Annotated in this window: 22 protein-coding genes, 1 tRNA gene and 1 riboswitch; of the genes, 4 read left to right on the top strand and 19 right to left on the bottom strand. The window is 38.8% G+C overall.

The features are described 5' to 3' along the window. Positions 1-171: 171 nt before the first annotated feature. From VPHSUH08_RS03270 to VPHSUH08_RS03290, 5 genes are all read right to left on the bottom strand, one after another. A complete protein-coding gene (locus tag VPHSUH08_RS03270) occupies positions 172-1,062 on the bottom strand; it encodes a helix-turn-helix transcriptional regulator (RefSeq protein ID WP_105086712.1) in 891 nt (296 codons plus the stop codon). Between the two features lie 242 nt (positions 1,063-1,304). Further along, positions 1,305-1,715 carry a YbaN family protein gene (locus VPHSUH08_RS03275; protein WP_105086713.1) on the bottom strand — a complete coding sequence of 137 codons (411 nt, stop codon included), beginning with the start codon at positions 1,713-1,715 and terminating at the stop codon, positions 1,305-1,307. Further along, positions 1,715-3,082, bottom strand: a complete 1,368-nt coding sequence (locus VPHSUH08_RS03280) for a PTS ascorbate transporter subunit IIC (RefSeq protein ID WP_105086714.1) — start codon at positions 3,080-3,082, stop codon at positions 1,715-1,717. Before VPHSUH08_RS03280 ends, VPHSUH08_RS03275 begins: the two co-directional genes overlap by 1 nt. A gap of 31 nt (positions 3,083-3,113) precedes the next feature. Next, entirely contained in the window at positions 3,114-3,389 is a 276-nt protein-coding gene (locus tag VPHSUH08_RS03285) for a PTS sugar transporter subunit IIB (RefSeq protein WP_199176054.1), read from the bottom strand. 20 nt (positions 3,390-3,409) lie between these two features. After that, the gene (locus tag VPHSUH08_RS03290) at positions 3,410-3,865 is read right to left on the bottom strand and encodes a PTS sugar transporter subunit IIA (RefSeq protein ID WP_021148434.1); all 456 of its coding nucleotides are present in this window, start codon (positions 3,863-3,865) and stop codon (positions 3,410-3,412) included. A 251-nt stretch (positions 3,866-4,116) separates the two neighbouring features. Between VPHSUH08_RS03290 and VPHSUH08_RS03295 the strand changes: the two genes are divergently transcribed. Genes VPHSUH08_RS03295 through VPHSUH08_RS03305 form a run of 3 tightly spaced genes read left to right on the top strand, consistent with a single transcriptional unit; the run spans position 4,117 to position 6,923 of the window. Further along, positions 4,117-5,124 (top strand): iron ABC transporter permease, encoded by a 1,008-nt coding sequence (locus tag VPHSUH08_RS03295; RefSeq protein WP_105086715.1) that lies wholly within the window; start codon positions 4,117-4,119, stop codon positions 5,122-5,124. 26 nt (positions 5,125-5,150) lie between these two features. Further along, a complete protein-coding gene (locus VPHSUH08_RS03300; RefSeq protein WP_105086716.1) occupies positions 5,151-5,897 on the top strand; it encodes an ABC transporter ATP-binding protein in 747 nt (248 codons plus the stop codon). Between the two features lie 21 nt (positions 5,898-5,918). Then, positions 5,919-6,923, top strand: coding sequence for an ABC transporter substrate-binding protein (locus tag VPHSUH08_RS03305; protein WP_105086717.1), 1,005 nt, complete (start codon positions 5,919-5,921; stop codon positions 6,921-6,923). A 231-nt stretch (positions 6,924-7,154) separates the two neighbouring features. Here the strand turns inward: VPHSUH08_RS03305 and VPHSUH08_RS09545 are convergent, their stop codons facing one another. From VPHSUH08_RS09545 to VPHSUH08_RS03325, 5 genes are all read right to left on the bottom strand, one after another. Further along, positions 7,155-7,328: a hypothetical protein gene (locus VPHSUH08_RS09545; RefSeq protein WP_004697552.1), complete on the bottom strand. Its 174-nt coding sequence runs from the start codon at positions 7,326-7,328 to the stop codon at positions 7,155-7,157. A 429-nt stretch (positions 7,329-7,757) separates the two neighbouring features. Then, complete coding sequence (locus VPHSUH08_RS03310; protein ID WP_008601598.1) at positions 7,758-8,756, bottom strand: inorganic phosphate transporter; 999 nt, start codon at positions 8,754-8,756, stop codon at positions 7,758-7,760. Next, positions 8,749-9,378, bottom strand: coding sequence for a DUF47 domain-containing protein (locus tag VPHSUH08_RS03315; protein ID WP_004697557.1), 630 nt, complete (start codon positions 9,376-9,378; stop codon positions 8,749-8,751). The genes VPHSUH08_RS03310 and VPHSUH08_RS03315 overlap by 8 nt, the downstream gene beginning before the upstream one ends. Positions 9,379-9,608: 230 nt before the next feature. Next, complete coding sequence (locus tag VPHSUH08_RS03320) at positions 9,609-11,078, bottom strand: [FeFe] hydrogenase, group A (RefSeq protein WP_008714435.1); 1,470 nt, start codon at positions 11,076-11,078, stop codon at positions 9,609-9,611. 132 nt (positions 11,079-11,210) lie between these two features. Next, positions 11,211-13,226, bottom strand: a complete 2,016-nt coding sequence (locus VPHSUH08_RS03325; protein WP_105086718.1) for an ABC-F family ATP-binding cassette domain-containing protein — start codon at positions 13,224-13,226, stop codon at positions 11,211-11,213. A gap of 112 nt (positions 13,227-13,338) precedes the next feature. Between VPHSUH08_RS03325 and VPHSUH08_RS03330 the strand changes: the two genes are divergently transcribed. Then, positions 13,339-13,659, top strand: coding sequence for a hypothetical protein (locus VPHSUH08_RS03330; protein WP_008714437.1), 321 nt, complete (start codon positions 13,339-13,341; stop codon positions 13,657-13,659). A 43-nt stretch (positions 13,660-13,702) separates the two neighbouring features. Here VPHSUH08_RS03330 and VPHSUH08_RS03335 read toward each other — a convergent pair whose 3' ends face one another. The 9 genes from VPHSUH08_RS03335 to VPHSUH08_RS09640 form a co-directional block, all read right to left on the bottom strand. Further along, positions 13,703-14,857, bottom strand: coding sequence for a glycosyltransferase (locus VPHSUH08_RS03335; protein WP_008714438.1), 1,155 nt, complete (start codon positions 14,855-14,857; stop codon positions 13,703-13,705). 82 nt (positions 14,858-14,939) lie between these two features. After that, entirely contained in the window at positions 14,940-15,239 is a 300-nt protein-coding gene (locus VPHSUH08_RS03340) for an HU family DNA-binding protein (RefSeq protein ID WP_004696710.1), read from the bottom strand. Positions 15,240-15,290: 51 nt separating this feature from the next. Continuing rightward, positions 15,291-16,061, bottom strand: a complete 771-nt coding sequence (mazG, locus tag VPHSUH08_RS03345) for a nucleoside triphosphate pyrophosphohydrolase (RefSeq protein ID WP_008601616.1) — start codon at positions 16,059-16,061, stop codon at positions 15,291-15,293. Next, the gene (locus tag VPHSUH08_RS03350; RefSeq protein WP_008601619.1) at positions 16,045-17,652 is read right to left on the bottom strand and encodes a polysaccharide biosynthesis protein; all 1,608 of its coding nucleotides are present in this window, start codon (positions 17,650-17,652) and stop codon (positions 16,045-16,047) included. Before VPHSUH08_RS03350 ends, mazG begins: the two co-directional genes overlap by 17 nt. Then, the gene (gene mfd / locus VPHSUH08_RS03355; RefSeq protein WP_105086719.1) at positions 17,649-20,945 is read right to left on the bottom strand and encodes a transcription-repair coupling factor; all 3,297 of its coding nucleotides are present in this window, start codon (positions 20,943-20,945) and stop codon (positions 17,649-17,651) included. The genes VPHSUH08_RS03350 and mfd overlap by 4 nt, the downstream gene beginning before the upstream one ends. Before the next feature lie 189 nt (positions 20,946-21,134). Continuing rightward, a tRNA-Leu gene (locus VPHSUH08_RS03360) sits at positions 21,135-21,219 on the bottom strand. Positions 21,220-21,782: 563 nt separating this feature from the next. Next, a riboswitch (cobalamin riboswitch) is annotated at positions 21,783-21,955 on the bottom strand. A gap of 138 nt (positions 21,956-22,093) precedes the next feature. Continuing rightward, positions 22,094-23,209, bottom strand: coding sequence for an ABC transporter permease (locus tag VPHSUH08_RS03365; protein ID WP_008714445.1), 1,116 nt, complete (start codon positions 23,207-23,209; stop codon positions 22,094-22,096). Then, entirely contained in the window at positions 23,209-24,321 is a 1,113-nt protein-coding gene (locus VPHSUH08_RS03370; RefSeq protein WP_101928791.1) for an ABC transporter permease, read from the bottom strand. The genes VPHSUH08_RS03365 and VPHSUH08_RS03370 overlap by 1 nt, the downstream gene beginning before the upstream one ends. Next, a complete protein-coding gene (locus VPHSUH08_RS09640) occupies positions 24,318-25,424 on the bottom strand; it encodes an ABC transporter ATP-binding protein (protein WP_369907482.1) in 1,107 nt (368 codons plus the stop codon). The genes VPHSUH08_RS03370 and VPHSUH08_RS09640 overlap by 4 nt, the downstream gene beginning before the upstream one ends. Between the last annotated feature and the right edge of the window lie 4 nt (positions 25,425-25,428).

Raw genomic sequence — 25,428 nt, forward strand, 5'->3', positions numbered from 1 at the left:
AAATGACATTGAAAATCATTTACAGGTTTAATAGTAGCAAAGTGTATTATACATATCTACTCCGAATAGACCAAAAATATACGTTTAGGACAATATTTAATTTTCATAGGCTATCAAACCTAGCATAAAGCACAAAAATTTTTAGCTAGGATAATATAAGGTCCAAATTATTTAGACCTTACGATAAGCACTTGGCGTTACACCAGTAGCCTCTTTGAATGCACTAGTAAACTTACTACCATTCTCATACCCTACCGCATTAGCGATTTCTAAAATAGACTGATCTGAGTCCTGAAGCAATCGCTTTGCCGCATTAATACGACATTCTTTTAGATACTGATGTATAGTTGTACCAAATACACCTTTAAAGCAACGTTTCAGGGTAGATGTAGGAATATCAAACTGTTCAGACAAGGAGTCAATAGTAATACGCTTCATAAACTGTGTCGATACATATTCACTTACAGCTTTTACAATATCTACCTGTTGCTTTCTATAGGTACTTCTCTTTTCAGGATTGGCTGTAGAGATAACAGATAATAATAAAAAGATTTCAATCACTTTTAATTTAAAATAGTGCTCTTTTATTTGATCTGGCACATTATATAAACTGGAAAAAATGTGACGAACAGTTTCCGTTTCTTCCATCATCATACCAAAATCAGAATGCTCACAAAACCGATTGGCCAACTCAGTCAAATCAATTCGAGAATCACTAACAAGTGCATCTACTACGGGTTGAGCTTTTTCAACATCTACTAATAATACAATTCCTTTAAATAATTTTGTAGGAAAGTAATTTTCATGTTGATAATCAGCGCGTATATGCCAACCTAACGACATATCCCCTGGCCCCATATATAAATACTCACCAGATGAAAACTTGCACTCTATGCGCCCCTCTTCACAGTGATTTATAGCAAACGTCTTGGTATGTGATTTAGCATAAAATTGAATCGTCTCTTGCTTCACATCTAGAAACATTAGATCGATACCGTCAAACACCGTATACCTTGACATAGATGTTCCAGCATGTGAAACCGCATGATTATGTGGATTCATACTATCACCATATACACAAATACTATAAACATAAATTAATAATATTATATTATAGTATACTTATTGATAGTCATTGTCAACTTCTAATTAATAATAATTCATTTTAGATTTAAAAACACAAGCTAGTTCGTTTTAGTAATATAAAACAATTAAGATCTTCGTTGAGAGTTATTCTAGTGTACTATAAAATAAGCCTCATGAATTAAACTACAACAATTTAATTCATGAGGCTATATTCAAAACTAAGGATATAAGTTCCTATTTTTTGTTTTAATAATAAAAGCTAATGCTATGACATGCGCTACCCATATAATGCCCATAACCATTAGAGCAATAGGCATATCTTGACTAAAATAGGCACCAACCGCCATTATGGCACTAACGGATACGAGAATGGACAACTTTGCCCGCAAGGTCAACGCTTTATCGCGTTCATAAGCAGCAACAGTCTTTTGATATAAACTAGATTCCAAAAACATTTTATGGAATCGTTCAGACCCTCGAGCTAAACAAAATAAAGTTAGCATATAAAAAGGAACTGTTGGCAATAGTGGTAGTACGATACCTGCTGTACCAAGGGCAAAACTTATGGCCCCAATAGTCAGGAATACATATCGAACAACTACATTACGATGTTGCTCAGTTGTTTTCATTAATCCTCTTCTACGTAGTTAATAACTTTACCCTTTGTTTTAATAAAGTTAGGAACGATGAGTACTAAAGCGGCAATAGCTACAATGCCATAGATACCAGCCATACCTACCCATTCATAAGCATTACCTAATACTAGACCCATTACGGCAAAGTCCGCATCACCAAAGGTTGTATTTTGGAAGCCTAATTGACCAAGAACTGGCAACGCCAAAGCTGGCAAGAATGTAATAGCCAAACCATTTAGGAAAGCACCTACCGCTGCGCCACGACGACCACCAGTAGCATTGCCATAAATACCTGCTGTAGCACCACAGAAGAAGTGTGGCACAAGACCAGGAATGATTAATACGCCACCTACAGCACCAAGGATAAGCATACCGATGATACCACCGATGAAGGAACTAAGGAAGCCTAATACAACCGCAGTTGGAGCATAGGTGAAGAATACGGCACAGTCTACAGCTGGAATTGCATTAGGAATAATTTTTGTAGCAATCCCTTGGAATGCAGGAATCAAATCACCTAAGATCATACGCACACCTGAGTATACGATTGTTACACCAACAGCAAAATTCATAGCACTCATAACAGCGTATAAATATGGGCTCATATCACCTGATAAAGTAGCGACAAATTCGGAACCTGCTGCAAATGCCGCAATTAGGTAAAATACGATCATAGTTAATGCTGTAGATAATGTTGAGTCTCGTAAGAAACCCCATTTTTCTGGTATTTCAATATCTTCTGTGCTATCTTCAGCTTTCCCAACATATTTAGCAACACAAGCCGATAAATAGTAGCCTAAACTACCGAAATGACCAATGGCAATTTCATCACCATCTGTCACTTTGGATGTATAACTTTGACCAATAGCTGGAGAAATGGCAGACCAAGCTCCCATTAAGAAACCACCTACAAGTATGAGTTCCATACCAGATAAACCTGCTGTACCAAGTACGGCAGACATAAGGCATGCCATAAATAAGCTGTGATGACCTGTTAAGAACACATACTTAAACTTGGTGAAACGTGCAATACATAAGTTCATCAATAAGCCTACAACAAGAATAGACATTGTTTCAACGCCAAGTACCTTTTGTGCAACAGCTACGATAGCTTCATTATTTGGCACTACACCAGTAATATGAAATCCATGTTCAATCATTTTCCCCAATGGGTCAAGATTGCTAACGATAACACCCGCACCTGCAGCTAACATTAAATACCCAAGAATAGGTTTTAATGTGCCCGTCATTATTTTATGAAACGGACGTTTCAAGGCAATCAAGCCTATACATGACATAATACCAATCAAAAGTGCCGGTTGAGACAGCACATCACGCAAGAACTCTAATACCATTTCCATGGCACTACCTCCTATATATAATTGTTACATATTATTGAGCGGCTTGTTTTAATGCTTCAAGAACATCTTCTGTAATCTTCTTTTTATTAATATAGCTACAAACAATAGCAACATTTTTATCGTCAAATTGTTCAGCCAATTCTTTTACAGTTACGATAAGGTCAGCCTTACGACCTTGAGCCGCGTTAAAATCGATAGATTCAACTTGTGCATCGATACCATTTTCAGCACAAATTTCTTCAATTTTCATTTTTAACATCAAGCTAGAACCAATACCATTACCACATACAGTTAATACAGAAATCATACTTGCCTCCTTATAAATGTTTATTGCTCGTCTAAATGCTCTGCCAAGAATGCTTGTACGTCGTCAATACTTTCAAAGTCAACGGCCGCATCTAAGAATTCTTCATCCTCAAATAATGTAGCGATATCTGTTAACAATTGAATATGCTCATCTTTATTGGGAGCACATAAGAATAATGCGACAGATACAGGGTCATTATCAGGACTGCCAAAATTCAATGGTTTTTCCAATGTCACTAAAGCTGTCCCTACACGCTTTGCACCATGTTCTGGGCGAGCATGTGGCATAGCAAGACCTGGAGCCAATACGATATATGGGCCCATTTCGCGAACTACTTCAACCATAGCCTCTGTATAAGATGGCTCCGTAAAACCCGCATCAACCATCAGTTGGCCACCATGACGAATAACATCCTCCCACGTCTCAGCGGGATAATGAAAGGATACATTATCCTCAGATAATAAATCTTGTATCAAACTAACACCTCCTAAACGTACTTCTGTACATATAGTTCTATTATAGCTATTCTGATAAATTTTTCATATATCAAAATAACAATGACCTTATAAAAATGAATAAAACCAACATAAGATTTTGCTATTTATAATTTAATGAATCCTCATACTTATAATACCTATACAGGTATTAATATTGTATATATATTGAAAATTCTCTATACTTAGATAAGACTTAGACTACCTAAATAAAAATAGAATAAGGAGATTTTATGCAGACTTCGGTAAAAGTATTTATACTCTGTCTAATCCTCTGTATTTCGTTAGTAACAGCTTTACAGTTTGGAGCTAAATTCGTTTCTCTAGACCAAATTATTTCGGCTCTTATATCTATGATCGATGCAAATACTAAAGCATCTATGACTAATACGATTATTACAGATATCCGCTTACCACGACTTATTTACTCTGTTCTAACAGGTATAGGTCTATCACTTGTAGGTCTATTAATGCAAACTGTCACGCGCAATGCCCTCGCAGATCCCTATGTATTAGGGGTTTCTTCTGGCGCAAGCACAGGTGCCGTTTTCGCTATTATCATGGGTGGGCTTCCATTCTTAGGCCAGTACAATACGCCTATTTTTGCGGCCCTAGGCGCAGCACTTTCAATTATATTAGTCCTCTTATGTGTTGGTAAAAGCAACAGCCCCGTAAAACTTATCCTCATAGGTATGGGTATGACTGGTGTATTCTCAGCCTTAACGATGATGATTATTTACGGAGCCAAACACGAAGCTCAAGTGCGAAGTGCCATGTTCTGGCTACTTGGCAGCTTTGCAGGCATACAATGGGGTGATTTACCATTAACAGCAATCATTGTAACCTTGTTTATGCTATATATCTATATGTTCAACCAAGACCTTGATGTGTTGCTACTCGGTAATCATGAAGCAGCACAAATGGGCCTTTCCGTTAAGCAGTTACAATTAAGCATCGTTATCATATCCTCTATTGTGATTGCCACACTAGTATCAAAGGTTGGTGTAGTTGGCTTTATCGGCCTTATCATCCCTCACCTTGCTCGGATTATAGGCGGACCTAAACATAAACATACATTAGTATTCAGTGCACTCATCGGTAGTATCGTTATGATTTGGTCAGACGTATTATCGAGAGCACTCTACAGTCCAGAAGAAATCCCTATTGGTGTACTTACATCCTTATTGGGGGCTCCACTCTTTATTTGGATTATCATGAATCGTTATAAACACAATGGTTAGTGTATATCATATCTATAGGAGATACTATGTATCAAATTAATCAGCTGTCTTTTTCTTATGAAACCAAAGAAGTGTTAAAGAATATTTCTGTAACATTTCCTACCAATAAAATAACAGCCATAATTGGACCGAATGGATGTGGTAAGTCTACGCTACTTAGCCATCTATATCGACTTCATCCATCAAAAAACAAAATCACATTAAACGAAAAACCTTTAGAGTCTTATAAAGGTCGCGAATTTGCTCAATTGGTAGCAGTCTTAACACAATCTAGAGATGCTATGATCGATGATTTTCTCGTAAAAGATATCGTTCTCATGGGACGGTATCCGTACAAACAACACTTTGGCACCTATAGTTCTGAGGATGTTAAAATTGCAGAGCATTATATGAATGAAGTAGGAATCACCCATTTAGCAGACGAAGAAATTCATCATTTATCAGGTGGTGAGAAGCAACGCGTATTCATTGCTAAAGCCTTAACCCAGAAACCTCAAATACTTCTTTTAGATGAACCTACTAATCATTTAGATATGAAGTATAAAGTGGCACTAATGAAACAATTACGTGATTTTAAAGGCACTACGATCGTAGTCCTTCACGACTTAAATCTAGCGGCTCAATATTGCGATCATATTGTCATCATGAACAGCGGAACTATCCTAAAAGAAGGTTCCCCTACCGAGGTGCTCACACCTGAAATTCTTGAACCAATTTTTGAAGTTTCTTTCAAAACCTCTTGGGATGAAGGGCGCTATCATTTATATTATTAATTAGTAAAGAAAGGACTTATTATGTTTCAAAAATTAAGAAAATCAAAAAAATTATTTTTAATCGCTATGACATGTGCTACATTCGCTATTGCTGGTTGTGGTTCTGATACTACAAAAACTACAGCGGATAATGGAACCTCTGTAACATGGAGTGAAACATTTGACGGTACAAAAACAGACTTTGCCGTAAAATCCGCCCCTACTCATGCAGTGTCCATGTCGCAAGCAACAACGGAAATGATGTTACAATTAGGCCTTGAAGACAAAATGGCTGGGACGGCTTTCAAAGAAGAAGAAATCTACCCACCTTTACAAGCGGCTTACGACAAAGTAAAAGTATTATCTGATAAATGGCCTTCCTATGAAGTATTCATGTCCGTAAAGCCTGACTTCGCTACGGGATGGCCTGATTCTTTCAGCAAACGAGCTATACCTGCAGATAAAATGATTTCCCAAAAGGTTAATATTTGGATCCCTGAATCCATGTTATCTACTAAAGCTGACCTAGAAACCAACTTCAGCGACATGATTAAATTGGGTGAGATTTTCGGCGTAAAACTTAAGGCAGAAGAATGGGTTGCAGGTCAACGTAAAACATTGGCAGCTATCCAGGATAAACTAAAAGACTTACCTCGTAAACGCGTTTTCATTTATGACTCTGAAGACGGTCAACCATTCACAGCATTCGAAGGTTATACTACTAACATCTTAAAACTTATCGGTGCTGATAATGTAATGAGCGGCTTAGGCGTTGATAAAACATGGGCTAAAGGTTCTTGGGAAACAGTAATTGCGCAAAATCCTGACTATATTATTATCGCTGACTATGGCAATTCTATTCGCAACGATGATGATTTCCAACAAAAAATTGAAAAGATTAAGGCTAACCCTCAACTTCAAGATATCACAGCCGTTAAAGAAGGTCACTTCATTCGTGTAAAACTTTCTGAAATCACTCCTGGGGTACGTACCGTTGATGCTCTAAAACGTTTAGCTGAAGAAATTCACGGCATCAAAGTAGACTAATTTAATATAACAAAATATAGAGTAATATGTAATATGTATTGTATATTATATATAACGAAGAAGGTCCCAATTCAAATGAATTGGGACCTTTTCGTACTGCTTGTATTGCACACAGCATATTGTTTTAGAGAGTAAAGATGTGTTGTAGTTGAAAGATTTAGAAATAATGAATTATTGTAAAATAGATTTAAAATGTATTAAATTGTATATGCTGTGACAATGCCTGATTATTTATACTTCTCGGCTATATTGTTGCCTATATCGTTTATCATTATTTGCCTTAATAGCCATGATCAATGGCTTTAGCGAAAGAAACTCTTCATCACTAAGTCGAAAGGTTCTACCAATACGTTTAATAGGATTACGTGGGCGCCCGGCACCGCGTCTAGATCCACCCCATGCCATATACATACCTCACTTTTCACTTGAAAAACTCCTTCTACCGATAGTATAACCTCCGATACATAAGTATGCAATAGCCATTCACTTTAAACAACCTCTTAACAGCCTATAAACAAGTAATAAACTTCATTTATTAGTAAAATGCATAATCAATAAAACACATATTTATAAGTATTTTCCCCTATTCAACTTGAATTGTAACATTAATGTTGCCAAATATAGATAAATCTCTTTTATAGAATATAGTATTTACAAATCAGTTTATTTCTATATTTTTAGATTATTTAGAAACTATCACGTACATATATAATAAATAGAATTTTAAAATAGAAAAGCAAATTATTTATAAATATGACAATATAGGAAGAATATTTTGACAAACAAAAAAGACTGCGTTTGCAGTCTTTTTTACTGTAATAAAAAGTATATGAATTAGCCAAATAGTAAGTGACCTACTTCATAAGCAATAGCGGCAACGATGCCAGATAATGGAATCGTTACAAACCAAGCCATAACCATAGATCTTGCTACGCCCCAGTTAACGGCTTTAATGCGTTTAGAAGAGCCTACACCTAGTAAAGAACCACTTACTACGTGTGTAGTACTTACAGGCAAATGTAAGAATGTAGCTGTAAAAATAGTAATCGCCGAGTTTAAATCAGCAGCGAACCCATTAATAGTTTCTAGTTTGAAAATCTTGGTACCCATTGTAGAGATAATTTTCCAACCGCCTACAGCAGTCCCCATAGCCATTGCAGTAGCACAACAAAGTTTTACCCAAATCGGTACATCTAATGTATCGATGAAACCACCGCTAAGTAAGGTTAATGTGATTATCCCCATCGCTTTTTGTGCATCATTAGAGCCATGAGAAAATGCCATCATAATAGCTGATACAATTTGCATGGATCTAAATCGATCATTTAAAGCAATTGGAGAAAATCTACCGAAAATAAGCAACAATACTTTCATCACAATATAGCCACCAATCATGGCTACAATCGGAGATAAAATAAGAGACAAAAAGATTTTTAAAATCCCCGCCTCATTCAAAGCGTCAAATCCTACAGACCAGCCCACAGCACCGATGATACCACCAATCAAAGCATGGGATGAGGAACTTGGGATTCCCCAATACCAGGTTAAAAGATTCCATGTGATAGCACCGATAAGGGCTGCAGAAATAATACCACTATCGATAAGGGATGGCGACATTACTATATCACCACCGATAGTCTTTGCAACACCTGTACTAACCATTGCACCCAAAAAATTGAGAGCAGCGGTCATCATAATTGCCTTTTTAGGCTCAATAGCTCGTGTAGAAACGGATGTGGCAATGGCATTCGCCGTATCATGAAAGCCATTGATATAGTCAAAGGCTAATGCTAAAAATACAACTAGCCATACTAAATAATGAGCATCAAGCATACTTCAATACTACCCGGCGGAATGTACCAACCAAATCTTCGCAGCCATCGATTACATCTTCCATAGCGCTAAGGATTTCCTTCCATTTGATAATTTCAATTGGATCTGTACACTCTGTAAAGAGCTTAGCCATTTCTTCATGATAAATATTATCCGCTTCAGACTCAAGTTTCAATACTTGGTGAACACGCCCCTCTACCTTCACATGATCCTTTTTAAGACTACCCATATAACCAATGGATTTGTTGATATGCTTAACGCATTTAACAACAATTTCACTCATGCGAATAGCACCATCACTTGGTTTTCCAACGTGATACATAACCATTTTATCCATGATTTCTTTGATATTATCCAATGTAGTATCCAGTTGGTCAATCAAAAGCTGAATATCCTCACGATCCATTGGAGTGATAAATGTTTTACGTAAACGCTCTACAGTTTCATTTACTAATTCATCGGCAGCTTTTTCCTTTGTATCAATTTCAAGAAATGCCTCTTCCTTAGAGATATCCCCCTTAAACACGCGTTCCATCATTTCCGCACTTTCATAAGTTAGTGCAGCATGCTTTTCCAAAATACTGAAAAATTTTTCTTCTTTTCCTTTTAATTTAAAAGCCATGAAGATCCTCCCGAACCAGTATTGATTGCTTCTATAATAACAATTTAATTATAGCATACTACAGGTAATTCCTAAACCAATTTACCAATCTCTATATTTTAACCCCTATGCGTATATGGCATATATAGAATCTACATCTGTGAAAGCTTTTATTGACTATATTTCCACTATATAAAATAGATAAAAAAGCAGATAGCTGACTAACATATCAACTATCTGCTATATATTTCTTAGCTATTAGCTTCCGCTGCCGCTTTAGCCGCCTCTGCCGCCTTTTTCAAATTAGGCACGGATGTAGGGCATGTAGCAGGCGTACAAGCGCCATTAGGGCCTAAATCTTCAGAACGATTTACAAAGGTAGTATGTAACATGTGATGTGCTTTGTGGCTCATAGGTTTGCCATCAAAGAACTCAGCATACAATTTTTGGATATCTGGATTATCACAAGCAGCTTTTACAGTTACTTCTGCATCGCGAGTATACAAGGAAGCAATGCGAGCTTCACGAGCTTTGTCAGCCATCGGCAATTTAACGCGTGGTTGTCCACCACCACCGATACAGCCACCACGACAAGCCATTACTTCGATAAAGTCATAATGGATATTTTCTGCACGCATGTGTTCGATGAACTTACGCAAGTTACCTGTACCATGAACTGCCGCTACGTGTAATGTTTTATCCCCAATCACTACGTCTGCTTCGCGAGCACCATCCATGCCGCGAATAGCTTCAAATGGAATCAATGTTTGAGGTGCATCTTCACCTGTCGCCATCTTGTAAGCCGCACGCATAGCCGCTTCCATAACGCCACCAGTGTTACCGAAAATGATACCACCACCAGAAGCTTCACCCATCAATGGGTCAAAAGCAGAATCTTCAAGATCATCAAAGTTGATTTCTTCTGCGCGCAACCATTTTGCAAGTTCCCGTGTAGTAATACAGTAGTCTGTATCGCGCATTTCTGGTGTATCCCAGTATTCCGCAGAGGAATTCATTTCATCGCGACGAATCTCAAACTTCTTAGCTGTACATGGTGTTACTGCAACGGCAACAATTTGTTTTGCATCAAGGCCCATTTTTTCAGCAAAATATGTTTTTTGTGTAGGCGCTTGCATAGCAATTGGGCTCTTAGCCGTAGATAGGTTTGGCAAGAATTCTGGATAGAATGTTTCCGCAAACTTAACCCAAGCAGGACAACAAGATGTGAATTGAGGCAATACTGCATCACTATTAATAACGCGTTCTAATAACTCAGATGCTTCTTCCATGATAGTCATGTCCGCACCAAAGTTTGTATCAAGAATATAGTCGCCACCCAATTTACGAAGAGCAGCCACCATTTTACCTTCTACAAACGTACCAGCCTCAAGGCCAAATTCCTCGCCTAAACCAACACGTACGGCAGGCGCAGTTTGGAAAATGACGATTTTATTAGGGTCAGCAATAGCTGCTTTTACTTCATCAATTTCAGAGCGCTCATTAATGGAATCAAATGGGCAAATAGACGCACATTGACCACAATGAATACAAATTGGATGATCCCCATTTGTTGTTAAATCATAATAATCAAATACACCCATGTCTACAGCACAAGCTTTACGACATAAGGAGCAGTTTTTACATTTAGTTAAATCTTGTACTAATGCAATATTTCCGTCTTCAATTGGCACGCGACGGTCTAAAAATTGGTACTTACTCATGAGTTCCTCCTACTTAGGTAACGTTGTTATCGTTAATCGTAGAAATTATACTATACATTGTGAGTTTTATCAATAAACTTACACGTAATTCCTTTGCATAACAGATATTAAAAAATAGCATGATAAAAGGAATTATAGGCGTTCCTCTAATTCCATCCACCGTTCAGTGAGCGCATCTATTTGAGTCTGTGTTTCTTCTCGTTCCTCCATCAGTGACTGCATTTTTTCATAATCAGTAGCCACTTGGCTTATCATAACATCGAGGCCCTTCACTAAATGTTCTAGCTTAGGCAATTCATCCATAATTTTGGCATACTCCGCTTCTTCTGCTTTATTGAGACCCTTCTTTGGTATTTCTTTGAAAGTATCTGTTTTATCACCAGCAACAACATTATCATTTCCAAGGGTATCTACCCTATTAGATTGATTATCAACAGAGTCATCGCTATCAGCCTCTCCACCTACTACAGCTCGTACCACTTTGGAATTAGCCGGTATATTATCATTTGGCATATAGAATGGGCGCTTGCTGCCACTACTTTCATCAAGAGCATCTTTGTAGTCAGAATACGAGCCATGAACGATTTCAATATGTCCATCGCCGGTAAAAACAAACAGTTTATCCACTACGCGGTCTAGGAAGTACCGATCGTGGCAAACGGTGATGATGACGCCACTAAAGGAGTCAAGGAAATCCTCTAATACCTCCAATGTTGGAATATCAAGATCATTCGTCGGTTCGTCCAGCAATAATACGTTAGGGGCGCTCATCAACAATTTTAAGAGGTATAAACGACGACGTTCCCCGCCAGAGAGTTTTCGAATCGGTACACCATGTAATTCTGGGGTAAAAAGGAATCGCTCAAGGATTTGTCCTGCGCTCAATGTAGATCCATCACCGAGCACCATATAAGAGTGGTCCTCACGAATATAATCGAGAACGCGCATATCTTCATCAAATTCAGGTAGCTCTTGTTTAAAATGAGCAATACGAACGGTCTCACCTTTACCAATAGTACCTCTCGTCGCTTCGTAGGTGCCATCAAGGATATTCATAAAGGTAGACTTACCAACACCATTGGGCCCTACTATACCGATACGATCATGGCGTACCACGTGATAGGTAAAGTCCTTAATCATAGGACGTTCATCAAAATAAAACTCTAAATGCTCAATATCAAAGATGGTTTTTCCTAAACGTGTCTTCAGCGCAATAGGATCCATTTGATCCGGACGACGGGTTTTCTCCATATTCTTTAATTTTTCGTAACGGTCAAGACGAGCCTTTTGTTTTGTAGTTCTTGCCAGAGCACCACGACGTACCCATTCGATTTCCCGCTTTAAAAATTGACGTCGTTTTTCTTCCGTAGCAGCTTCACGAGCCTCTCGATCAGCTTTCAAGGCAATAAATTCTTCATAATTGCCATCGTATTGATACATATGACGATTTGATAGCTCTAAAATACCATTACATACGGAATCGAGGAAATATCTATCATGGGTACTGATTAATAATCCTCCTTGACGTACACTCAAATACGACTCTAGCCAATCAATACTATCTTCATCCAAATGGTTAGTCGGCTCATCTAGTAATAAAAGATCACATGGATATAGCAATGCTTGCCCCAATGCAAGACGACGCTTTTGCCCTCCTGATAACATAGCTACCTTTTGCTCCACATCAGGAAAGCCCAATTTAGATAAAATAATGCGCGCCTCTTGCTCTACTTGCCACCCGTCTTGCTGATCCATTTGCTCCAGTGCATTCATATAGTTGCGAGATATTTTAGCATCGTCTTTACCAGACTCTTGCATTTGGCGATACTCACGACTAATACGTTCAAAGACTTTTACCATTTGCAACCGAGGATGATTTCCATCAAGAACGGCCTCAAGCAAAGTAGCTTCCGCATCAAAATCAGGTGTCTGCGCTAAGTAATAAATGCTAGCCTTACCATTACGCTCAATGGTGCCTTTATCAGCTTCCATTTGTCCTGCTAATATTTTTAGAAATGTAGACTTACCCGTTCCGTTGATGCCCACAAGACCTAATCGTTTTTCCGTGGTAAAAGTCATACTCACCTCTTTAAACAGTAGCCTTGTGCCATATGATTTCTCTATGTTCTGTAAACTAATAACGTTCATATTCCGCTCCTATTTTGTAATTCTGTTATTTATTATACTACACATTACCATTGACAGTAACAGGCGCCCTCAGTAGAATAAACGTAACATATATATTCATGAGGAGGTCCACATGGCGACGGATATGGTTTTAGACTTTTATGAAAGTATCAACTTTGAACTTATCGACATTGATGGGTATGACACATTATTTACTGAGCTCTTAGAGGATGGCACGTATGCAACTGTGTCCGATGATGACGGCTATATGCCAGAGGACTTAGAGACACCAGTCGTATTCAATGTGTACGACGATAACGACTCCTTCCAATGGAGTGTTACCCTTGATGACTCTTACCAATTAAAAGATCTATTGGATGGTGCAGAAAGTACGGATGCTTTCTTAGTTACATTACAAAAACTTCGAAAAGAACATATTGAACAGTATCAATAGAAAAAAGCGATGGCCCTTTAGGTCATCGCTTTTTCTATATTGGTTAGCTAATTGCCTCTTGAGCTTTCACAAGCTCATCTTGTGCACTAGCATCTAAAATTTCAATGAGACTATTTACGATATCAGCAGCCCCATCCACATGCCATTCGCGAGCACGTTCAGACATTTGTTGAAGTCGCGGAGAATTAATTAACAGTGCAGTTACCACATCTTCTAAGTTGTGAATATCGCGAGCCCAACGAGCACATCCCCGTTGCTCTAACAATTCTGCATTTGCCTCTTCCTGCCCTGGGATAGCATTAAAGAATACCATTGGCAATCCGATTGTAACAGCCTCCATACAGGTCAATGCACCAGGTTTTGTGACGAGCAAAGACGATGATTTCATGAGCTCAGAAATATTGGTAGTATAACCATATACGGTAGTCTTCGTCTTCATAGATTCACTAAGGACAACTAACGATTCGTAAAGAGACGTATTTTGTCCAGCTACAACGGTAATTTCACCAATACCATTTACTTCATCTAGATGTTTTAAAGCCGTCTCAAGAGAGCCTAAACCCAGGCCACCACCCATAACAAGAACTTTCACAGGTTCCTCTAAGCTATACTCTTCAATAGCATCACGGAAAAAAGATCGCCGCACAGGAATGCCAGATACATGAATACGAGATTCATCGATACCTGAAGCTACCATTTCAGGTACCATAGATTCTGTTGCAACATAGTAAACATCAATCTGTGGATAGAGCCAAAACTGATGACTACTAAAGTCTGTCATAATAGCCACTAGTGGTACATCTATATGACCTTGACGTTTTAAAATCGATGCCGCCCCACAAGGAAATGGATGTGTAAAGACCATTACATCTGGCTCTTCTTGTTGTACTAGTTTAAGCATGCGGCTTTTAAGTAGGTACGACAATGCGGTTTGCATAATGGTACCTCGTTTTTCCCCTTTCGATACGCGATAAATCATATCATAGAGCATGGGGAATACGTCAATCATCTTGATATAGGTACCCTTAATTAAATGCTCTACAGACATAGTTTCTGTATCAAGAAAATCAACATGGGTAATTGATGCTTGTGGCTCTTTTTCTTTCCAATATTCTTCTATGGCTCTTGCGGCTTGCATATGTCCAGTGCCGATTGAGGCAGACACAATGAGAACCTTCCTTGATGTTTCGTTATTCATAATGCACCCTTTCTCTGTGCATTATACCATAAATAGATAAAAAAAAGAGACCTCGAAAGGTCTCTTTCACATCCAATATGGATTATTTTTTGCGTTTTTTAGCTTTTGCAGCGTTAACTTGTTCTTTCAAACCTTTACCAGCTTTGAATGCAGGGGATTTGGAAGCTGCAATTGTGATAGTTTTACCGTTTTGTGGGTTACGGCCTTCACGAGCTGCGCGTTCACGAACTTCGAAAGTACCGAAGCCGATAACTTGTACTTTGCCACCAGCTGCTAATTCTTGAGCTACTGTGTCAAATACAGCTTTTACTGCTTTTTCAGCATCTTTTTTAGTTAATTCAGTTTTTTGTGCAACACTTGCGATTAATTCTGTTTTGTTCATGACAGAACCTCCTTAAAATTACAATACCTTAGAAGTGTATAAACCTCTAGGTTACTTTTCCTGCACTTTAGCCTCCTCCCAAAAAGCATCGAGCTCAGCTAATGAAAAGTCTTCCCATGAGCGATCGCTTTGGTTAACACAAGCTTCTACATGTAAAAAACGCTGTCGGAACTTTGTGTTTGTGCGATTTAGTGCATTTTCACCGCTTATTTTATACCATCTGAATAGATTAATCAAGGAAAAAAGCACATCTCCTGCTTCTTTTTCCATATTTTCTCTATCATTTTGGTCAATAGCCTCCTTAAATTCCCCCATTTCTTCGGAAACTTTAGCCCAAACAGGATCAAGCTCGTCCCAGTCAAATCCTAGCTTTGCAGCCTTTTCTTGGAGTTTATAAGCCGCCATTAAAGCAGGTAAACTTTTCGATACACCATCCAATACAGAATTTTGAATATTTTTCTTTTCTTGTGCCTTTAATTCATCCCAAGTGTATGATTTTTCATCATTTTCTGGGCTAAAAACACGAGGATGACGACGAATCATTTTTTCAGCGACATCATTAATTACGTCTTGAAGTGTAAAATGACCAGCCTCCTCTGCCAATTGACTGTGAAAGACAACTTGCAATAATACATCACCTAACTCTTCACGAAGATTTGGCATATCTTTATTATCAATGGCATCTACTACTTCGTAAGTCTCTTCTATAAAATAGCGGCGTAAAGATTCATGCGTTTGCTTTTGATCCCAAGGACAGCCATTTGGTGCACGCAAAGTTTTCACTACATCGACTAAAGGTTGAATATCAATATTGTTCTTCATATAGCTTTGCTTCCTCCCTATTGCGTCGAGCTTGTAAGCGCTTGCCTATGATTGGGAAATGGTATATATCATCTTTTACGACAGCTTTAGTAAGCCATAACGATAAACCATATACAAAAATAGCCACTACAATTGCTGCAGCCACAGCGCCACCATTGCCTAATAAATCAACAGTGCTCACATAGATGACTTGTGTAGCACCGCCCATGGCCATGGCAGATACTATTATTTTTAATAACTCTAATGTGTTCAGTACCGAACCTACATATCTTTTTACAAAAATATAATTAATAAGCGCTGCAATAGCAAAGTTTAAATTCGTCGCCCAAGCCGCACCATTAATGCCCAACTCAACACTGCCTGTCAACTCATAATCTAAGAATGTCTTCACTAATAAGCCGATAAAAATCGATACCATAGGAATTACTGTCCTTCCTAACCCTTGTAAAACACCTGCAGTAACCTGCTGCCAACCGAGGAACACAATACTCAAGCTAATAACAGCAATAACAGGCCCTGCGTGGGGTGTTGCATATATTAATTGCGATATTGGCGTAGCTAGCACACAGAGACCAATACAGGCTGGAATCGTAAACATATTAGCAATTTTAATCGCCGTTTCCGCTCGTTTCACGATGCGATGTACATCACCTTGAGTATGGGCCTCAGATACGGCTGGTACAAGACTAGCGGCTAAGGACGTAGTTAGAATAATTGGCAACCCAATCAGCGATGTTGCCATACCCGTTAAATAGCCAAATTGTGTGGTTGCTTCATTGAGATAGTATCCAATATCCATCAATCGTTTTGGGACGATAAATGTATCAATGAGTGATACCATAGGAAGCATAATATTCGCCATAGAAACAGGTATAGCAAGGCTAAACAAGCGTTTAACTACGGTGCCATTACTTTCACAAATAGCATTAGGATTCTGTTGTGAAAGCATCTTCTCTCGAACATTACGTTGTCGGTAGTAAAAATAAATTAATACCAGTAACCCTGCCAATACGCCTGGGAATGTAGCAAAGGTCGCACCACCTGCCGCCAAATGGAGTCCACGATCAATGAAGTAGTATGCCAAACCTACCATAGAAGACACGCGAAAGATTTGTTCAAATACTTGACTCGTACCAGTAGGCACCATATACTGGAAACCTTGGAAATACCCTCTAAAACAGCTCAGGATGGTCACTACAAAAATGGCTGGAGATAATAGCTGAATAGCAATTAAAGCACGTGGATCGGTGATGATTTGATTGTCTACGAGCCATTGCGCACTACCATATAAGGCCAAACTAAATACCAGCCCTAATATAGCGAGTACCCTTAAAGATACGGAAAATACTTGTTGTACGCCTCGCATATCATCATTAGCAAGTTTCTCTGCAATCATAATAGATATGGCTACAGGAATACCTGCAGCAGAAATACTAACGATAATTTGATAGATTGGATAGGCCATCATATATAGGCCAATTCCTTCACCACCTAAAATCCGTGCAATAAGAACCTTACTAAACGCACCGATGACCTTCACGATAATACCGGCTAAGGTTAAAATCATGGCTCCTTTTAAAAATCGATTCATAGGCCCTCCTTAGTCGGTGACTTGTGGCTAAGAGCCTTTATCACCGCTTCCGTAATGGTCAAAACAGAACCTTTCATGCCATTAAGATTCACATATAATGTGGCTGGCTTGGTGTCCATAAACTTCATTTTTTTCCATAAATCTTCTCGTACAGCCCCCATGTCCCAATCGGCCATTTTAGAATCGTCATACCAATGGATGGTGAGCTGCTTATCTCTACGGACGATACTCTTAATGCCCAGTAGACGTGCTTGCTCCTTAATTTGAGCAATACGCAACAAACGGTCTACTGGGTCGGTTGGTGTACCGAAGCGGTCAATGAGCTCATCCGTCATATCGTCGAGTTGCTCTTTAGATTTAATATGTAACAATCGTTGGTATACAGAAATCTTACGAGCACTATCTTTGATATACACATCATCAATAAACGCATCTACCTCTAAGTCGATAGCTGGATCAATGGATACATCTCGCTCAACTTCTTTATTTTGAGCCTTTGCAATCGCTTCTTCTAACATGCTCACGTACATACCAAAGCCGACAGATGCGATATTACCATGTTGCTGTGAACCTAAGAGATTACCAGCACCGCGAATCTCTAAATCTCGCATGGCTAACTTAAATCCTGCGCCGAGCTCGGTAAACTCCTCTATGGCTTTTAAACGCTTTTCAGCTGCCTCTGAAAGTATTTTATCTGGCCGATACATAAAGTATGCATAAGCACGTCTACGAGAGCGTCCTACCCGACCTCGCATTTGGTATAGTTGAGATAAACCTAAGCGATCCGCATCATAAATGATGATAGTATTTGCATTAGGAATATCTAAACCGGTTTCAATAATGCTCGTGGACAAGAGTACATCATAATGGCCTTCATAGAAATCGGTCATAATCTCCTCAATTTGACGGCCTGTCATCTGTCCATGAGCAATAGCATAACGCAAGCCAGGTAATGCAGATTCTAATAGTTCTCCCATGTGATTAATGGATGCGACCCGATTATATACGAAATAAACCTGTCCACCTCTTGCAAGTTCTCGTTTGATAGCATCTGCTATGAGATTCATATCATATTCCACCACATAGGTTTGAACAGGCAAACGCTCCTCTGGCGGAGTATTGATAACAGACATTTCTCGAACGCCAACGAGGGACATATGTAAAGTCCGCGGAATCGGTGTAGCACTCAAAGTGAGTACATCGATATTGCTAGCCCACTCTTTCCACTTTTCTTTTTGTGCTACCCCAAAACGTTGCTCCTCGTCTACAACAAGCATACCTAAGTCTTTGAATACCACCTTTTTGTTAAGTAATGAATGAGTTCCAATAAGAACATCAATAGATCCATCCTCTACGCCTTTAAGAATTTGTTTTTTCTCTGATGTAGTTCGGAATCGATTAAGCACATCTACTTTCACCCCAAATGGAGCAAAGCGATTCAAAAAAGTTTGGAAATGTTGCTGTGCTAAAACCGTAGTCGGTACAAGTACTGCTACTTGTTTTCCGCTCATAACAGCCTTGAAAATGGCGCGCATAGCCACTTCCGTTTTACCAAAACCTACATCACCAGCGAGCAAGCGATCCATAGGAACAGGTCTTTCCATGGATTCTTTAATCTCTGCGGTAGCCTGTAATTGGTCTTCTGTTTCCTCATAGGGGAATGCATCTTCAAACTCTTGCTGCCATGGTTGATCTGGCAAGAATGCAAAACCTTCTGTGATTTCTCGTTGTGCATATATCTCAACGAGTTTATCTGCTAAATCATCAATAGATTTTTTTGCCTTTGTAACAACCTTGCTCCAGTCACGGCCACCCATCTTATTAATACGTGGCACATCACCTTCGTTGCCAATATATTTTTGCAGTTGATCTAAATTATTAGCTGGTAAGAACAGTTTGTCCGTTCCAGCATAAGCAATCTCAATATAATCGCGGTGAATGCCTTCCGTCTCAATTGTTTTAAGACCAATATACTTGCCGATACCATGCATATTATGTACTACATAGTCACCAGGCGTTAAATCTGTAAAATAATTGATTTCTTGGCCCTTTTTAGGCTTATTACGAAGCTTGCGTTTTTGTTGTCCGTAAATATTACCTTCTACGACAACTACGAGATGGCTATTGGGCAATTCAAAACCATCTGTTAATAAGCCCTTTAAAATAACGACGGTGTTCGGCTTTGCTATCCATGTATCACTATGAATAAATGCAATATTCTCCCCTTCAAGGGCGCGCTCAATACCTTCTCGTCGTTGCTGATTATTTAGTACGAGTACCACTTGATGATTTAAACGATGCCATTGTTTAATTTCATCTGTTAATAGGGGAATTTGACGCTCAAAGCTCGTCATCGTCTTCCCTTGAATACCAATAGGGTTAAATCCAGTGAGACCAATAGAACGTTGTTGCATAAATGTGAAAGCTACTTGATTCGTAGCATCTACAGTGCGTTGTAGTTCATTCCAATCACAATGATTTTTCCGATGTGTAGGATCTTCTTTTAAGAATTTCTTTAACGCCTCTTGAATACGACCTGGCTCGTCATAAATCAAAGTGCCATCTTTCACATAAGATAATAAAGTACTGTCCGCATCACTTTGACCAAGAAAGAAAGGCGTCACCGTATAGGATTCGATTTGTTCAATAGAACGTTGATTCTCTACGGAAAAGAAACGCAATGTATCAATCTCATCTCCAAAGAATTCAATACGAATCGGATGATCACTATTTACAGGATAAATATCCAAAATATCTCCGCGCACAGCAAAATGACCACGTTGTTCCACCTGGTCTACGCGTTCATATCCAATTGTTACGAGCTGTTCAAGAGCTACATCACGTTCAATTGCATCATTCAAAGCAAAATGCAACGATTGCCCCTTTAAATAATGAGGGGATACAACATATTGTGTAACCTCTTCAGCATTGGCAATGACTACTGCCGGCTCTTGCCATGCTAATAATGCTAATGCTCGCATTTGTGCACCTTGATTTTCAAGACTACGTGCTACAGTTGTAAAGTCTACATGATCTGTTAAAGGAAAGGATAAGACTGGCACATTAGGCATAAAAAAAGCTAAGTCCCGTTCCCACATCTCTTTATGGTCCTTATCATGGACTACGATGACTACAGGTTTTGTAAGACCTGCAGAAAAAGATTGACTTAAGAGAAAACTCTTTTGAGATCCACTAAGCCCATATATGACTGACTTTCCTTTACGCTGAAATGCGTTTAGCCCATCCACAAAGGATGGGTTCTGTGAAAGCAGTTTTGTTAATGTATTATTCATACTGCACCATATAGTATTACTATGATTGTATTAATTAAATAGTTCTAACTCATTTATTATAACATATAATGTAGTAGATAATTCTGTACCTACCCTACTATTAAATTACAAGTGTTTATCGATATGAATATCCACATTAACTACTTAATTTTAGGCAAAAAAAATACACCTCTAAAGGTGCAATAAAGTTGGTGCGGGAGAAGGGACTTGAACCCCCACGCCGTAAGGCGCCAGATCCTAAGTCTGGTGCGTCTGCCAATTCCGCCACTCCCGCGTCTCAACTGAAATAATAATATCATGTATGGAATTCATCGTCAATCATTTTTTTTAAATGACTTAAAATTCATACATCTAAAAATAGATTCAAAGAAAAACAACTATCTAATTACACCTTACGATTTATGTAAACCCAAAGCAAATTCTAAATCTAAAAGCTCTTAATTATTCTACGATTCTATATCTATTTACACTTCATCTAAAGCTTAACGCTACAGACCTCTATCTAAAAGATCTTACCGATAATTAATATTTGCAAAATAAAAAGAGACTGACCCAGAATCCGAACTACTAGAACCCTGGGTCAGCCTCTTTTTTAGGATGATGATGAATAAATGCATGCCCTACATTTACCATAAAATATATTAACAGTCATAACATATGTCATGCTGGTAATACCAAAAAGGTAATCCACCATGACCATAGCACGACATTTAGGTCGTATAGAACTAAAATCTAAATCAACTATAATGCAATTTAGATTCAATAGAACTAAAAAATCCTTTTTACGGGTACGTAAAAAGGAGCTATTAACTTCTCCTCCCTATCTCTCGTAGGTCAAATGGTGAATGTTGAATAGGCAGTTCTCCTGACTCGGCGTCATCGCTAATCTAGCCTTCCCAGTTTCCCAGTGACTTAATTTAGACTCGCTCGACCATACAGTGGCGGGACCGTGCCGGCCTTTAACCGGCTTCTCTATTATGCTTTTCAGCACCTATTCCCAAATATGATATTTTCTATGCCTTTATTCTAACAGTCTACATTCATTTAGTCAATACGGCAGTAGCATATTTATTAATAAAAAAATGCTATATAGGTCTGCCGTATTGTTATAACAAAATATAAAAAGTTTAACAATCTAATCATTAGCTTTATCCAACGCGATTTCTAAATAGCCATCCTGCTATGGACATGCTTATAATGATTAGGATAATCATAGGAATAAAATTAAACCAAATATCCGTCAATCCTGCACCTTCTAAATAAATCCTGCGCATTGCATCAACAGAAAACCGCATAGGATTTCCATATGTAAGATATTGCAATATTTTCGGCATGTTATGTACAGGTGTGATTAATCCGGACAATAATGCTAGTGGAAAAAGAAAGACAAAAACATATACGAGAACTTGCTGCATATTTTTTGCAATAGCCGAAATAGATAACCCCAATCCAATACTACTACTTATAAATGTAAACAACACGGCATACACAAGAAATATGTTGCCCCGAAATGGAACTTTAAACCAAAACATGGCTATTAATAACAATACAGTACTTTGAAACAGTCCTATTATCATGGGTGGTATAGACTTTGCAATCAAAATTTGCATAGATGATACAGGCGTCACCAATAATTGATCAAAGGTCCCCTGCTCTCGTTCTCTCGCCACAGATAAGCCTCCCAACATGATAACTTGTGTCATACTGATCAATATAACGAGACCTGTCAAGAAAGTCCATGAAGACTGCTGATTTTCATTGTACCAGGTACGAGATTCAATCGTGATTCCCTTATGATCAACACCTAACCAAGTCTGATTGAATTGAGAAATGATTTGCCCCATATAGGCTGCAACAAGACCTGAAGTCATTGTATTCGTTCCATTTACAATAACAGTAATAGATGTAGGTTGTTTATGCTTTAAGTTTTCTTCAAAATCCTGAGGTATGATAACCGCCATAATAACCTTGTTGGAGTCTATTAGTGGTGCGATTATATCCGGAGAGTTCGCAGATTGATACAGTTCAAAAACACCGGATGAATTAATAGTCGATTCTAATGCAGCTGCGGTCTGCGTATGACTTTCATCAATCAATACATAGGGAACCTTGTTGAGATTATAGGTTGCGGCGTAACCGAAGAGGAACCCTTGAATAATAACCGGTAACAGTAAGATTATACGAGTTTTCGGATCTTTAAAGGTGGCTAATAGCTCTTTCCATATGATGGAGACAATTTGATTCCAATACAGGCGCCAATTCATTATTCCACCTTCTTCCGCGTAATATAAATTGTCAATATTGTAAAGCAAATAGCAAAACCCGATAATACGGCACTATTTTTAATAATCAAATACCAGTTATTTCCACCTAGGAACAATGATTTCAGTAATTCTAAAAAATATGTAGGAGGTAAAAGCCGTGAAATATATTGAATCACCACAGGTTGTGAATGTGGATCAAATAAAAACCCCGTCAATATCAACGCCGGTAAAAAACTGGTAAGTAACGCCATTTGACAAGCTAAGAACTGTTTCTTCGTAAACGCAGATATAAGTAGTCCCATATTTAAGGAAACAATCAAATACAATGTGGACACGATGCAGATGATCCATAAGGAACCACGCATAGGTACTTCATAAAAGAAATACGAAACACCGAGGCAAAACAACAGCCCCAACATGGCCAATACATAATAAGGCACTACCTTAGCCAAAATAATTTCAATAGGCTTAACTGGTGTAACGAATAAAGACTCAAAAGTACCACGTTCCCATTCTCTAGCCATAACGACAGCCGTAAGAAAAACGGATACAATCGTCATGATAATCATGATGAGCCCAGGAATCAAAAACCAGGTACTTGTATTTGCCTCATTAAACCACATGCGAGGGTTCATTGTTATATATCCACCACGTAGCATAAACGGAATATTCTTAACGGCCCATAAGTTAATAGCTGAGTTTACATAACTTTCTATGCTCATCGCTACCGAAGTATCGACACCATAGTAAATCCCCTGCACTTTCCCTTGTCCACGCATAACTTGAGCAGAAAAGTCCTGTGGAATCACCAATATGGCATCTACCTTTCGTTTTTCCATCAATAGTTCCGCCGTTTTTCTATCGCGAACCGCTATAGGTTGAAAGTACTCAGAGCCGTATAAGGAGTCATACACACTCTGGGTCATAGAATCTTGCCGTTCCATAACCACTGCTATCGGCACGTGTTTAACATCCAAAGTAACCCCTGAGCCGATGAGGATAATAAGTAGTATAGGTAGCACAACACCCAACAAAATAGTGCTAGGGTCGCGCAATACTTGTAAGGTCTCCTTGTATACCAATGAGGAAAACCGTCTTATAAATCCGTTCATACGTCATCCTCCTGTTCCCGTTTTTTTAGTATGACGGAGATAAACGCTTCATCCATAGTACAATTCTCATCGCCGGCAATCCGTCTAACTTCATCAGGTGTTCCCAGTACAACGAGTTTTCCTGCATCCTGAATCATAATACGGTCACAATATTCCGATTCATCCATAAAATGAGTCGTAATAATAATCGTTGTTCCTCGCTTTGATAAAGAAGTAATCTGTCGCCAGAAATTACGCCTTGTAAGAGGATCAATACCACTTGTGGGCTCATCCAAGAAAAGAATTTTAGGCTCATGCATTAAGGCAGCCGCCATGGACAAGCGCTGTTTATAACCACCAGGCAAATCACCGGCTATCATATCTCTCACGTCATTCAGACGAAACTCACTGATAACGGCTTCTATACGATCAAGCTTCTTCTGTCCGTGAAGGCCGTACACACCGGCAAAAAAATTCAAGTTTTCCATAACAGACAGATTACCGTACAAAGAAAACTTCTGCGCTACATATCCGAAATTGCTTCTTGCCGCCGTACGGGATTTAACGACATCAATGCCGGCCACGCGCAAATCCCCGCTCGTTACAGGCAATAATCCACACAACATACGAAATGTCGTCGTCTTCCCTGCTCCGTTTGGTCCGAGTAACCCGAATACTTCTCCGCGCTTCACCGTAAATGATGTATTAGCCACCGCCGTAAAATCACCGAATGTCCTCACCAAATGAGATACGGAAATTTCTACTGGACGCTCAACCATTTCATTGGGGGCCAACAAATGCTTTCGTTCTTTCTCTATCGCACTTTCATCCAAATCCATATCGATACTATCTAAAGGCTTAGCCCCTTGTTTTGAGGCAATTTCATCCTCTTTTAACAGCATCATAAAGGTATCTTCCAAACGGCTCTGAACTGGTTCTTCCTCCATACCGTACTCATTAAGCCATGGAATCGAAAGCATTTCTTTTGTTTTTATGTACCTCACAGCACCGGCCTCTGGAACTGCATCCGCCACGCATTTCCTGTCATCCATCAATGCGGCCTGTACATTTCGCATGCTCAATGACTTCGGAATCTTTACCTGAAAGCATCGTTCCTCAGACATTTGA

The organism is Veillonella sp. S13054-11 (genome assembly GCF_002959795.1).
GTDB classification, from domain to species: domain Bacteria; phylum Bacillota; class Negativicutes; order Veillonellales; family Veillonellaceae; genus Veillonella; species Veillonella parvula_E.